Annotated in this window: 13 protein-coding genes; 9 read left to right on the forward strand and 4 right to left on the reverse strand. The window is 73.5% G+C overall.

The genetic code is table 11. From position 1 onward, the window contains the following. The first annotated feature begins 6 nt into the window (after nt 1–6). Together ABZ464_RS01440 and ABZ464_RS01445 are read left to right on the forward strand one after the other, a co-directional pair. Nucleotides 7–990: a WYL domain-containing protein gene (locus ABZ464_RS01440; RefSeq protein ID WP_359269221.1), complete on the forward strand. Its 984-nt coding sequence runs from the start codon at nt 7–9 to the stop codon at nt 988–990. A 54-nt stretch (nt 991–1,044) separates the two neighbouring features. Beyond that, on the forward strand, nt 1,045–1,566 hold the full coding sequence (locus tag ABZ464_RS01445; RefSeq protein WP_359269223.1) for a DUF4240 domain-containing protein: 522 nt from the start codon (nt 1,045–1,047) through the stop codon (nt 1,564–1,566). A gap of 24 nt (nt 1,567–1,590) precedes the next feature. Here ABZ464_RS01445 and ABZ464_RS01450 read toward each other — a convergent pair whose 3' ends face one another. Continuing rightward, a complete protein-coding gene (locus tag ABZ464_RS01450) occupies nt 1,591–1,818 on the reverse strand; it encodes a hypothetical protein (RefSeq protein WP_359269225.1) in 228 nt (75 codons plus the stop codon). Between the two features lie 77 nt (nt 1,819–1,895). Beyond that, nucleotides 1,896–2,777, reverse strand: a complete 882-nt coding sequence (locus ABZ464_RS01455) for a peptidoglycan recognition protein (RefSeq protein ID WP_359269227.1) — start codon at nt 2,775–2,777, stop codon at nt 1,896–1,898. A 191-nt stretch (nt 2,778–2,968) separates the two neighbouring features. Between ABZ464_RS01455 and ABZ464_RS01460 the strand changes: the two genes are divergently transcribed. Next, nucleotides 2,969–4,153: a MarP family serine protease gene (locus tag ABZ464_RS01460; RefSeq protein WP_359269229.1), complete on the forward strand. Its 1,185-nt coding sequence runs from the start codon at nt 2,969–2,971 to the stop codon at nt 4,151–4,153. 58 nt (nt 4,154–4,211) lie between these two features. Here ABZ464_RS01460 and ABZ464_RS01465 read toward each other — a convergent pair whose 3' ends face one another. Next, nucleotides 4,212–4,706 (reverse strand): GNAT family N-acetyltransferase, encoded by a 495-nt coding sequence (locus ABZ464_RS01465; RefSeq protein ID WP_359269231.1) that lies wholly within the window; start codon nt 4,704–4,706, stop codon nt 4,212–4,214. 70 nt (nt 4,707–4,776) lie between these two features. Between ABZ464_RS01465 and ABZ464_RS01470 the strand changes: the two genes are divergently transcribed. Together ABZ464_RS01470 and ABZ464_RS01475 are read left to right on the forward strand one after the other, a co-directional pair. Next, nucleotides 4,777–5,676: a TIGR01777 family oxidoreductase gene (locus ABZ464_RS01470; protein ID WP_359269234.1), complete on the forward strand. Its 900-nt coding sequence runs from the start codon at nt 4,777–4,779 to the stop codon at nt 5,674–5,676. Nucleotides 5,677–5,917: 241 nt separating this feature from the next. Beyond that, a complete protein-coding gene (locus tag ABZ464_RS01475) occupies nt 5,918–7,381 on the forward strand; it encodes an NAD(P)/FAD-dependent oxidoreductase (RefSeq protein ID WP_359269237.1) in 1,464 nt (487 codons plus the stop codon). Between the two features lie 63 nt (nt 7,382–7,444). Here ABZ464_RS01475 and ABZ464_RS01480 read toward each other — a convergent pair whose 3' ends face one another. Continuing rightward, entirely contained in the window at nt 7,445–9,019 is a 1,575-nt protein-coding gene (locus ABZ464_RS01480; protein ID WP_359269240.1) for a regulator, read from the reverse strand. A 200-nt stretch (nt 9,020–9,219) separates the two neighbouring features. Between ABZ464_RS01480 and lipB the strand changes: the two genes are divergently transcribed. The 4 genes from lipB (at nt 9,220) to ABZ464_RS01500 (ending at nt 12,427) form a co-directional block, all read left to right on the forward strand. Continuing rightward, on the forward strand, nt 9,220–10,062 hold the full coding sequence (gene lipB, locus ABZ464_RS01485; RefSeq protein ID WP_359269243.1) for a lipoyl(octanoyl) transferase LipB: 843 nt from the start codon (nt 9,220–9,222) through the stop codon (nt 10,060–10,062). Between the two features lie 107 nt (nt 10,063–10,169). Further along, nucleotides 10,170–11,135, forward strand: a complete 966-nt coding sequence (gene lipA / locus ABZ464_RS01490) for a lipoyl synthase (RefSeq protein ID WP_359269246.1) — start codon at nt 10,170–10,172, stop codon at nt 11,133–11,135. Between the two features lie 289 nt (nt 11,136–11,424). Beyond that, nucleotides 11,425–11,628, forward strand: coding sequence for a hypothetical protein (locus ABZ464_RS01495; RefSeq protein ID WP_067245807.1), 204 nt, complete (start codon nt 11,425–11,427; stop codon nt 11,626–11,628). 103 nt (nt 11,629–11,731) lie between these two features. Then, nucleotides 11,732–12,427, forward strand: coding sequence for a DUF4191 domain-containing protein (locus ABZ464_RS01500; protein WP_359269249.1), 696 nt, complete (start codon nt 11,732–11,734; stop codon nt 12,425–12,427). Nucleotides 12,428–12,536: the final 109 nt, after the last annotated feature.

Below are 12,536 nucleotides of genomic sequence, written 5' to 3' on the forward strand. Positions count from 1 at the left end.
GACCGTATGCGCGCTGCCCGGCTCATCAAGATGGTGCTGCTCCTCCAGTCCCGCCCCGCCATGACCGGCGCCGAGCTGGCGCGGGAGCTGGAGGTGTCCGAGCGGACCGTCACCCGGGACGCGCAGGCGCTGTCGGAGGCGGGTGTGCCGGTGTACGCGGAGCGGGGGCGGGCCGGGGGGTACCGGCTGGTCGGCGGGTACCGGACGGGGCTGACCGGGCTGGCCCGCAGTGAGGCGGAGGCGCTGTTCCTGAGCGGGGTGCCGGGGGCGCTCAGGGAGATGGGTCTGGAGGACGCCGCGTCGGCGGCCCGGCTGAAGGTGTCCGCGGCGCTGCTGCCCTCGCTGCGGGACGCCCCCAAGGCGGCGGCGCAGCGGTTCCATCTGGACGCGCCCGCGTGGTTCCGGGAGCCGGAGACGCCCGGGGCGCTGGCGGTGGTGGCGGACGCGGTGTGGGACGACCGGCGGGTGCGGGCGCGCTACCGCCGCGGGGAGAGCGAGGTCGAGCGGGATCTGGAGCCGTACGGGCTCGTGCTGAAGGCGGGGGTCTGGTACCTGTGCGCGCGGGTGGGCGGCTCCGGATGCGGGGCCTTCCGGACGTACCGGATCGACCGGTTCGTCGGGATCGAGGATCTGAAGGATCGTTTCACCCGGGACGAGGACTTCGATCTGCCGGGGTTCTGGGGCGAGCAGGCGGAGCGGTTCGCGCGCTCGATCCTGCGCGCCGAGGTCGTCGTACGGCTGTCGGAGGCCGGGGTGCGCGCGCTGCCGCACGCCGTGGATCCGGTGGCCGCCCGGGACGCGCTGGCCGCGGCCGGGGAGCCCGACGCGCGGGGCCGGGTGACGGTGACGCTGCGGGTGGAGTCGGAGAACGTGGCGCACGGCCAGCTCACCTCGCTGGGCGCCGAGGTGGAGGTGGTCTCCCCCGAGTCGCTGCGGCGGCGGTTCACCGAGGACGCGGGACGGCTGGCGGAGTTGTACGGACGTGCGTGACAATCCCCGGCACTCCGGGTGCGCCGCACCCCCGCAGGCACGATGCTTGGACCCGTGATGGACGAGTTGGAGTTCTGGGAGCTGGTGGACGTCTCCCGTACGGCCGCGCAGGGCGACCCCGAGGAGCAGGCCGACCTGCTCGTCGAGCGGCTGATCCGGCTGGACCCGGAGTCCGTGCTCGACTTCGCCCGGCACTTCGAGTCCCGCTACAACCGCGCCTACACCTGGGACCTGTGGGGCGCCGCGTGGGTGCTGCTCGACGGGGCGAGCGACGACGCCTTCGACTTCTTCCGGTGCTGGCTGATCGGGCAGGGCCGGGAGACCTTCGAGGGCGCGGTGCACGATCCGGACGCGCTGGCGGAGCTGCTGGGCGAGTTCGACGAGGAGATCGACGGGGACGGGGAGGAGCTCGGGTACGCGGCCGACGAGGCCTACGAGCAGCTCACCGGGACCGTCGCCCCGGACCTCGGCATCGAACCCGCGCCGTCCGAACCCGAGGGCACGCCCGTCGACTTCGAGAACGAGGGGGCGCTCGCCGAGCGCTTTCCCCGGCTGTGGGGGCGCTTCAAGGAGTGAGCGCCTGTTCCTGGGCGGCCGGCGTCAGACCGCGACCCTGCGGCGGGTGCTGTCCGTCGGGATGTACGCCTGCGTCTGGTCGGCGCGCACCGCGTGGTGCAGCGGGGCCTTGTTGGCCTGTTCGAGGGCGGACGCGGTGACGGCGGCCGGGCCCAGGACGACCGCGGCGACGGCGCACAGCACGGTCCAGGGGCCGCGGGCCGCCCGGGTCCAGCCGACGGTGGTGTGCTCGCTCGTGTGACTGCTGTTCATCGTCCCCGCCTCCGGTCGGTCTTTCTTGTGTTGTCCATGACCGTAGGCGGCGGGGATGGGAGAACCCTGAATCCTGCCTAAGGCGTTCCTGTGAGCGTCCCGGAGGGCGCTGTGGCGGGTGCCCGGCCCTGGAGGCGGGCCGCCGTGGCGCGGATCTCGGGGAGGCGGGCGGTGAGGGCGGCGCCGGGGCAGCTCGTCATGTAGCCGTCGTTGTGGCCGGCCAGGGCGGGCAGGGTGGCGGTGCTGCCGGCGGCGTACCGGCTGAGGCCGTTGCTGGAGGTGAGGCGGACCATGCTGCGCGGGTCGATGTCGGCGAGGCCGAGCTTCCAGGCGGTCAGGGCGGCGATCGCGTCCACCATCGGCTGCGGGACGGGCACTCCGGCGGTGAACGTGCCGAGGGCGGCGATCCCGGCGGTGCGGTGGTTGAAGCCCTGGGTGTGGGCGCCGGTGACGGGGCGGTCGACTCCGCCCGCGCGGCCCTCGTAGACGGTCCCGCAGCGGTCGACGAGGAAGTTGTAGCCGATGTCGTCCCAGTCCCGGGCGCCGGTCTGGCCCGTGTACAGGTAGCGGATGATGCGGGGCGCGTCGGCGCAGTCGTAGCCGTTGGGCGAGTCGGTGTGGTGGACGAAGACGGCGACCACCTTGTCGTCGTAGCGCGGCGGCGGCTGCGCGCGCCGGGTGCGGGCGTCGAGCCAGGCCGTGCGGGGCACGATCGGCGGCCGGGCGGCGGTGTGCGCCGGCGCCGCCGCGCTGCGGGCCGGGGTGGGCAGGCCGGCCCGGGCGGCCGGCCGGGCCGTGGTGATGTGGTCGACGCCGCCCGTGCACAGCACCAGGGCGGCGACGGCGGCGAACCCCGGCAGGCAGCCCAGCAGCGCCAGGAGCGACCCCGGTATCCGCGCCGGGCGCCGTCCTCGTCGCGTTCCCCGGCTCCCGCGCGGGACCGGTCGAAGGGCGCACATGGACCCACTGTCGGCCGGTTCCGCCCCGCCCGCGATGTGTGCTGTGCCACCTGGTGGAACCATCGTCCCCCTCCACCGCGTTCTCCGGGGTGCACGCACGCAGGGCCGATCGTGTTCAGCCACGGCACGCGTGCGGCTGATCACTGGGCCCGTCCCCCACGTACTGAAGGGTCCTAGAGAAAGGCGGCCCCGTGGACCTGCTCGACATCCTGCTGGCGCTGGTGATCCTCGCCTACGCCGGCTCCGGTTACCGGCGCGGACTGGTGGCGGGCTGTGTCTCGCTGGCCGGGTTCGTCGGCGGCGCGGTGATCGGCGTATGGGTGCTGCCCTGGGTGATGAAGCTGGTGACGCCGGGGACCACCGCGGCGACGGTGGCCGCGGTGTTCACGGTCCTGGTGCCGGCGGCGTTCGGGCACGAGCTGGCGGGGCGCCTCGCGCTGCGGCTGCGGCGCGAGCTGGACCGGGGGCCGCTGCGGGTCGCGGACGGGATCGGCGGGGCGGCGGCGAACGCGGTGGCGGTGCTGATCGTGGCGTGGGTGGCGGCGAGCGTGCTGGGCGCGTCCCCCTCCTCGCCGGTGGTCACGACGTCCATCCGGGACTCCAAGCTGCTGGGCGCGGTGCAGGACGCCATGCCGGACACCACCCCGGCCTGGTTCTCCAACGCCACCTCCGCGCTCACCCAGGCGGGCTTCCCGCAGGTCTTCAACCCGTTCGAGAACGAGTCGACGGCCGAGGTCGCCAAACCCAGCGGCGACAGCGTGACGGTGAACGCGACCAACGCGGCGAAGCTGAGCACGGTGAAGATCGAGGGCTCCTCGGGCGACCAGGGCCGCGAGGGCAGCGGGTTCGTGTACGCGCACGAGCATGTGATGACCAACGCGCACGTGGTGGCCGGCATCGACCACCCGAGCGTGCGCGTGGGCGGGGTGGGGGCGTCGTACGACGCGACGGTGGTGCTCTTCGACCCGGACAAGGACGTGGCCGTGCTGTACGTGCCCAAGCTGCGCGCCCCCGTGCTGCGCTTCGACGACGCGGCGGAGCGGGGCGACGAGGCGGTCGTGGCGGGCTATCCGCAGGACGGCGACCTCAATCTGCAGGCGGCGACGGTCGCGAACCGGGTGAAGGCGACCGGCCGGAACATCTACAACGACTCGACCGTGACCCGTGAGATCTACTCGATCCGCTCGACGGTGCGGCCCGGCAACTCCGGCGGGCCGCTGCTGACCACCTCCGGTGAGGTGTTCGGGGTGGTCTTCGCGCGGTCCACCTCGGATGACGAGACGGGGTATGTGCTGACGGCTGCGGAGGTCTCCGGGGACGCGGCGAAGGCGGCGAAGGCTACGGCTGCCGTCGACACCGGTGAGTTGACCAGCTGATTGTGTGTTCGGGTGCGGCGCCGTTGTGGCTTGTCGCGCCCCCGTCCCCCTCAAGGAGTCACACCCGGCGGCCCATCAGGATGTCGTCCACGTACTCGCCGGCCAGGAACATCTCCTCCGGGAGGATGCCCTCGACCGCGAAGCCCTCGGACTCGTAGAGCTTGCGGGCGGGGGCGTTGTGGCCCAGGACGCGGAGGGTGATGCGGCGGGCGCCCTGGCGGCGGGTCTCCTCGACGGCCGCGCGGAGCAGGGCCCGGCCGACGCCCCGGCCGCGGGCCTCCTCGGAGACGGCGAGGCCCTGTATCTGGCGGACGTGGGCGGTGGCGCCGAGCGAGGTGGGCGGGACCAGGCGGATGTAGCCGAGGAGGCGGTCCTCGAGCTCGGCGACCAGATGGTCCTCGGGGAGGTGGCGTGCGTCGAAGAAGGGGGCGTCGGGCGCGGGCCGCGGCGAGACGGAGTGCAGGTGCGACCAGGTGGCGCGGTCGAGCCGGGCGAGCGCCGGGGCGTCGGTGGGGCGGGCGGGCCGGATGCGGAGCGCGGGGGTGTCGGACATGGCGTCACCCTAGGCCGCGCGGGGCGGGACCCGACGGGGGTTTTACGCCGTCGCCCGGCAGGATGAGTCCATGCAGAACGAACGTGCGCGAATCGCGGTGGCCGGCGCTTCCGGTCTCATCGGCAGCGCCCTGGTGCGGTCCCTGACGGCCGACGGGCACGAGGTGGTCCGGCTGGTGCGGCACGCGCCCCGGAGCGCGGACGAGGTGCGCTGGGACCCCGAGCGGGGGCAGGTGGACGCGGCGGGGCTCGCGGGGTGCGCGGCCGTGGTCAACCTGGCGGGCGCGGGGGTCGGGGACCGGCGGTGGACGGACACGTACAAGCGGCGCATCCACGACAGCCGGGTGCACGCCACGTCCGGTCTCGCGCAGGCGGTCGCCTCGCTCGACGCACCGCCGCGGGTGTTCGTCAACGGCAGCGCCATGGGCTTCTACGGCGAGACGGGCGAGCGGGTCGTGGACGAGGACGCGCCCGCCGGTACGGGCTTCCTGCCGGAGCTGTGCGTGGAGTGGGAGGCCGCCGCGGCGCCCGCCGAGCAGGCCGGGGTGCGGACGGTGTTCACCCGGACCGGGCTGGTCGTGGCGCGCGGCGGCGGGGCCTGGGGGAAGCTGTTCCCGCTCTTCCTCGCGGGCCTCGGCGGGCGGATGGGCGACGGCCGCCAGTACTGGTCGTACATCGCGCTGCACGACGAGGTCGCGGCGATCCGGCATCTGATGGACCGTGACGATCTGTCGGGGCCGTTCAACCTGACCGCGCCCGAGCCGCTGACGAACCGTGAGATCACCGAGGCGATGGGGCGGGTGCTGCGGCGGCCGACGCTGTTCGCGGTGCCGGCGCCGGTGCTGCGTTCGGTGCTGGGCGAGATGGCCGGGGACGTCCTGGGCAGCGCACGGGTGGTGCCGAAGCGGCTGCTGGAGTCCGGGTTCACCTTCGCGTTCCCGGGGATCGAGGACGCCGTACGCGCGGCGTGAGACGCGATGCCCGCGCGGCGCGAGGCGTCATGCGTGCGGCGCGAGGGGCCTCGTACGGCGGTGTGCGACCGGGTGTGCCCACCCCCGGCGACCGTATGCGACCGCCGTGCGACCGTGCCCTGCCGATGCGCGACTGTTCCTGACCGATCACGGCCCTAACCTCGATCCGAACTCGGGCATCCCGGACGCCGGTTGGGGGCATGACGTCTCCACCGGCCGCGCAAACCTCGAGGAGGGGCACGTGCTTGAGCCCGCGTACCAGGCAGACGTCGTCGTCGTGGGAGCCGGAGTCGCCGGACTCTCCGCCGCACATCGGCTGACCAGCGCAGGAATTACGACCGCAGTCCTGGAGGCCGCCCCCTGGGTCGGCGGCCGCATGTCGACCGAGAAGGTCGACGGCTTCCGGCTCGACCGCATCGGACAACTGCTGTCCACGGCCTACCCCGAACTGGGCCTGACCCCGGGGCTCGACGCGCTCGTCCTGCGTCCCTTCGCCCCCGGAGTCCTGCTGCACAGCGACGGGCGCCATCACCGGGCCGGCGCACAGGCGGGCGCGGGGAGCGCGCGGGGCGCACTCCATGCCGTACGCGCCCTGGCGAGCGCCCCGCGACCGGGCGCCCTGCCCCGGCCGCGCCCGGCCGCCTCCCGGTCGGTGCCGCTGCCCGGCGGGCGGGGGATGTCGCTGCCCGGGACCCGCTCGGGCGGGCCCGGACAGGCCGTCCCGCCGCCCCGGGTGCGGCCCGGAGCCCCGCTGGGCACGGCCGTGGACCAGGCCCGGCTGGGCGCGGCTCTCACCCGGATCGCGGCCACCTCCGCCGAACGGCTGCTGCGCCGCCCGGAGTCGCCGGCCGCCGCGGCACTCGCCGCGCGCGGGCTGCCCGCCCGCACGATCGACGGGTTTCTGCGTCCGCTGCTCGCCGCACTGCTGTGCGACCCGGACCTCACCACCTCCAGCCGGTGCGCGGACCTCGCGCTGCGCGCCTTCGCCGCGGGCCGGCTGTGTGTGCCGGAGGGCGGCGCCGAGGTGCTGCCGGACCTGCTCGCCCGGACCCTGCCGCCTGGTGTGGTGCACACCGGGGTGCGGGTCACCTCGGTCTCCACGACCTCGGTGACCACCGCCGAGCACGGGGAGTTCCGCTGCCGCGCGGTCCTGGTGGCCACCGACGCGCGCACCGCGGCCGAGCTGCTGCCCGGTCTGCGGGTACCCGAGTTCCACCCGGTGACGGTGGTCCACCACACCACGGACGAGCCCCCGGCGACCGGCGCGTCCCTGCTGCTGGACGCCGACCGCGGCGGCCCCGTCGCGCACACGAACGTGACCAGCGCGGTCGACCCCTCCCGGGCGCCCGAGGGCCGCGCGCTGATCTCCTCCACCGTCCTCGGCACCCCGCCCGACGGTGTCGACACCGCCGTACGGATGCATCTCGAGCGGCTGTACGGCACCTCGACCGCCCGGTGGGAGACGCTCGCCGTCCACCACACGGCCGAGGCCGTGCCCGCGATGCGCCCGCCGCACGATCTGCGGCGGGCGGTACGGCTCCTCGCGGGGCTGTACGTGTGCGGGGATCACCGGGACACCAGCACGGTCCAGGGGGCGCTGCATTCCGCCCACCGGGCGGCTGCGGCGATTCTGTCCGACCTGGGGGCGGGGGGATCCATGCACCGGGCCGATCCTGTGCGGGGAGCTGCCGCTGAGGCCGCGTGAGGTTGTTGTTCGGGTGCGGGGGTGTGGGGGCTGGTCGCGCCCACGCGGGAGCCGCATATCGACTCAGCCCAGCGCCGACACCTTGTCCCGGTAGGTCCTCGCCGGGGCCGCGTCGCGGTACGGCTCCAGTCTGCGTTCGAAGTCCCTCACGTACTCCACCGCTCGGACCGACCTCATCTCCGCCGCCTGGATCGCCGCCTCGGCGGCCAGCTGGCAGGCCTGGTCGAGTTCACCGAGGCCGAGGCGGGCGGTGGCGAGGACGACCCGGCTGAACAGGCGGCTGCGGGCGTAGCCGGCCGGGCGCAGCTGGAGGGAGCGTTCGGCGTGCTGGGCGGCGGCCCGGAACTGCTGGAGGTCGCGGTGGCAGTGTCCGAAGTCGTCGGCCAGCTGGCCCTCGTCGAAGAACCGCGCCCAGTACGGCACCTCGTCGCCCGGGCGGGCCGCCTCCAGGGCCCGTTCGGCCCGCACCAGCGCGGCCGTGCCGGCCCGCACCTCGCCGAGCACGCCGTGGCCGCGCGCCTCGGCCGCGTGCAGCAGGGCCTGGACGACGGGCGGGGCGCCGCCGCCGACGCCCTGCTGGGCGACCCGGGCCAGCTGGACGGCCTCGCGCCCGTGCCCGAGGTAGACGGCCTGGCGGCTCATGGTGACCAGGACGTACGAGCCGTACGCGCGGTCGCCGGCCGCCTGGGCGAGGCGCAGGGACTGGACGAAGTAGCGCTGGGCGAGACCGTGCGCGGCGATGTCGAAGGAGGTCCAGCCGGCCAGCCGGGTGAGGTCGGCTGCGGCGCCGAAGAGCCGGCGGCCGGTCTGCTCGCCGTAGGTGCCCCGGAGCATCGGCTCGCACTCGTGCTCCAGGTAGCGCACGAGGGCCTGGCGGGCGTGGCCGCCGCCGTACATGTCGTCGAGGGTGCGGAAGAGCTCGCCGACCGAGCGCAGGGCGGAGATGTCCCCGCCGGTGACCCGCTGGCCGGGGCCGCGTTCGCTGCCCTGGCCGCGCTGGCGGGGGACGGCGATCTGCGGGACCGGGGGCAGGCCGGGCCCGCCCAGTCCACCGGACCCGCCCAGGCCACCGGACCCGCCGAGTCCACCGGGACCACCCGGTCCGCCGGGGCCGGCTGTCCTCGTCCCCGTCGCGCGGGGTGCCGGGCGGCTCTGGGCCGGTACCCGGGGGACCGGCTCGCCGCCGCGGGCCACCTTCTCGTCGGCCCGGCCGATCAGCCAGTCGCGGCTCGGGACGACGAGTCCCGCCGGGGTGAAGGCGATCTTGCGGAGCTCGGCGTGGCTGCCGGAGTCCTTGCGCCACAGGCCGCCGACGATGTCGATGGCCTCCTCGGGGGTGCCGGCGAACTCCAGCCCGGCGTACACCGGGGCGCAGGCGTCCAGGCCGAGGTCCTGGGCGGTGAGCCGGCGGCCGAGGCGGCGGGTGAACACCTCGGCGATGAGGGCCGGGGTGGTGCCCCGGGGCTGCTGGCCGCGCAGCCACCGGGTGACGGAGGTCTTGTCGTATCTGAGGTCCAGTCCGTGTTCGAGGCCCAGCTGATCGACGCGACGGGCCAGACCCGCGTTGGAGAACCCGGCTTCTGCGATGAGCGCGGCGAGCTGGCGGTTGGGAGTGCGCTGCGCGGGTCGTTCCGTCATCTGCGGTGCGGTCTCCTGCCTCCCGGGCCGCTGACATGCCCGGATGAAGTGCCCTGAGAGCTGTGATCAGGCCTGATGCCTCGTGAACGGCGCGAATGTAGCGGAGCGTAAGCAGTCGGTCGCACATCTCGACGTTCATTCATCCGATCGTGTGAGGATTGGCCGTGCGGCTGACGCGGAACGCGCGGACGTACAGTGACTTGGGCGCGTTTCGTGCCTTACGACCTTCCAGGGAGGCGCTTGCCGTGAGTGAGTTGCGGTTCGTCCGTAGGGGTTTCGGCGCCGAGGCCGTGGAGTACCGGGAGGCCTGGGACGAGCAGCGCCGGGTGCACACGGCCCGGTTCGCCGACGAGATCCCCGACACCGTGCTGCTTCTGGAGCACCCGGCGGTGTACACGGCCGGCCGACGCACGGCCGACAACGAGCGCCCCCTCGACGGCACCCCGGTCGTCGACGTGGACCGCGGCGGCAAGATCACCTGGCACGGCCCCGGCCAACTGGTCGGCTACCCCATCCAGAAGCTCCCCCGCCCGGTGGACGTGGTGGCGCATCTGCGCCGGCTGGAGGAGGCGATGATCCGGGTCTGCGCGGAGTTCGGCGTCGCGACCAGCCGGGTGGAGGGCCGGGCCGGTGTCTGGGTGCTGGGCGACCCGGTGGAACAGCGCCCCGCCCTCGGCGGACTCGCCCTCGACTTCGACCCCCGGCTGACCGACGACGAGTTCGACCCCCGGCTCAACGGCCCGGAGTACGCCCCCTCCAACGCCGGCCAGCGCCGCGAGGACCGCAAGATCTGCGCCATGGGCGTGCGGGTCGCCAAGGGGGTGACCATGCACGGCTTCGCCCTGAACGTGAATCCCGACACGTCCAACTTCGACAAGATCATCCCTTGCGGGATCCGTGACGCGGGGGTCACCTCGCTGTCGTACGAACTGGGCCGCGAGCTCACCATCGCCGAGGTGCTGCCGGTGGCCGAGCGCCATCTGGCGGACGTCCTGGGGAACGCACAGCTGAAGCCCCGGGAGATCGAGAGGGCGACCGCCTGACGGCGGGAATGGACCCCCCGTCCGTCGGGTTGGCCTGACGGCAGGGCTCAGTAAGCACGGGCGTACCCTGGTGTGCGCCGAGGAATCGAAGTCACAGGGAGCCGGTCGTGTCCGCAGTCACCCCCGACGGACGCAAGATGCTGCGCCTGGAGGTCCGCAACAGCCAGACCCCCATCGAGCGCAAGCCCGAGTGGATCAAGACCCGGGCGAAAATGGGTCCCGAATACACCGCCATGCAGAAGCTCGTGAAGAGCGAGGGGCTGCACACGGTGTGCCAGGAGGCCGGCTGCCCCAACATCTACGAGTGCTGGGAGGACCGCGAGGCGACCTTCCTCATCGGCGGCGACCAGTGCACCCGGCGCTGCGACTTCTGTCAGATCGACACCGGCAAGCCCGAGGCGCTGGACCGTGACGAGCCGCGCCGGGTGGGCGAGTCCGTGGTCACCATGGACCTGAACTACGCCACCATCACCGGCGTCGCCCGCGACGACCTGGAGGACGGCGGCGCCTGGCTGTACGCCGAGACGGTCCGCCAGATCCACGAGCAGACCGCGTCCCGCGAGGCCGGCCGGACCAAGGTCGAGCTGCTCGCCCCCGACTTCAACGCGGTGCCGGAGCTGCTGGCGGAGGTCTTCGCCTCCCGCCCCGAGGTCTTCGCGCACAACGTCGAGACGGTCCCGCGGATCTTCAAGCGGATCCGCCCCGGCTTCCGCTACGAGCGCTCGCTGAAGGTGATCACCGAGGCCCGCGACTACGGCCTGGTCACCAAGTCCAACCTGATCCTCGGCATGGGCGAGACCCGTGAGGAGGTCAGCGAGGCGCTGAAGCAGCTCCACGAGGCCGGCTGCGAGCTGATCACCATCACGCAGTACCTGCGTCCGTCCGTGCGCCACCACCCCGTGGAGCGCTGGGTGAAGCCGCACGAGTTCGTGGAGCTGAAGGAGGAGGCCGAGCAGCTCGGTTTCTCCGGGGTGATGTCCGGTCCACTGGTGCGCTCCTCGTACCGCGCGGGCCGGCTGTACCAGATGGCCGTCGAGAAGCGTGGCGCCTACGTCGCCTCGCAGGCCGTGTGACCTGGGCGACAGCCGCCACCCGCCTTGCGCCGTACGGGCGTCGGGCAAGCGTGTGAACTCGCGCACAAGGTACTACTGGCCAGTAACGGCCGAAACGGCGCGGTTCCGACCGTCCTCGCAGATGAGGGCCCCGGTCGGGACCGCGTCGGCGTCCCACGCCCCCCGAACGCCCCACATCAAGGCTTCATTGGCGTTTGACCGGTCGGTCACGCCCTGGTAACACCGAACAGTGACGCTGGTGTCACACCTCGTAGATGCCCACCCCAACCTGCCCGAGGGGGACCTTCCCATGCAGGCCGCGCCCGTTCGCGCCACCGCGATCCCGTCGTTCACCACCGCCCTGCGCGCCGTCGAGTCGCTGCTCCTGAGCAGCGGACAGCGCACCGCCCGCCGCAACGCCTGGACCTCCGTGCTGGAGGACCGCCGCCGCGCCAAGGACCGGGTCGAGGCGCAGCGCGTCCTCGAAGCGGTCACCTCCGCCCGCACCTCCTGACCCACCGGCCCCTTCACTCCCCACCCCACACCTCCCCACCCCGCCGCTCCCCTCCCGGACACTGCCGTCGTCGGCACTTCCGGGGCCACGTAGACTTCGTGGCATGGCGAGAAGTGACAGCGCGGCGGACGCCGCGAACCCCGGGCGACTGAAGCAGATCGCCCTGACGTACAAGATGACCCGCAAGGCCGACAAGACGATCGGTCTGGTGCTCGCGGGTGTCTTCATCCTCATCCTCGGTGTCTTTCTCGCGATCGGTTTCCTGATCGGCCACCCGGTCTACCTGGGCATCCTCGGCTTCCTGCTCGCCTTCCTCGGGACGGCGATCGTGTTCGGCCGGCGGGCCGAGCGGGCCGCGTTCGGGCAGATGGAGGGCCAGCCGGGCGCCGCGGCGGCCGTGCTCGACAACATCGGCCGCGGCTGGACGACGACCCCCGCGGTGGCGATGAACCGCAGCCAGGACGTGGTGCACCGCGCCGTCGGCAAGGCCGGCATCGTGCTGGTCGCCGAGGGCAACCCGAACCGGGTGAAGTCCCTCCTGGCCGCCGAGAAGAAGAAGATGAACCGCATCGTCGCGGACGTCCCGGTGCACGACGTGATCGTCGGCACGGGCGAGGGCCAGACCGAGCTGAAGAAGCTGCGGACCCACCTCCTGAAGTACCCGCGCGTCCTCACCGGCCCGCAGGTCACCGCGACGAACGACCGGCTGCGCGCCATGGGCGACCTGATGAGCAACATGCCGCTGCCCAAGGGGCCCATGCCCAAGGGGATGCGCCTGCCGAAGGGCGGGCCCCGCTGACGGCTCCCGGCCCAGAAGACCTACGACGAGGGGCGCCCGGTGATCACCGGGCGCCCCTCGTCGTCGTATCGCCGGTGGCCCTTGGGGCCTGTCGTTTGGATCATGCCGC

Source organism: Streptomyces sp. NPDC005820, assembly GCF_040630255.1.
Taxonomy (GTDB): Bacteria; Actinomycetota; Actinomycetes; order Streptomycetales; family Streptomycetaceae; genus Streptomyces.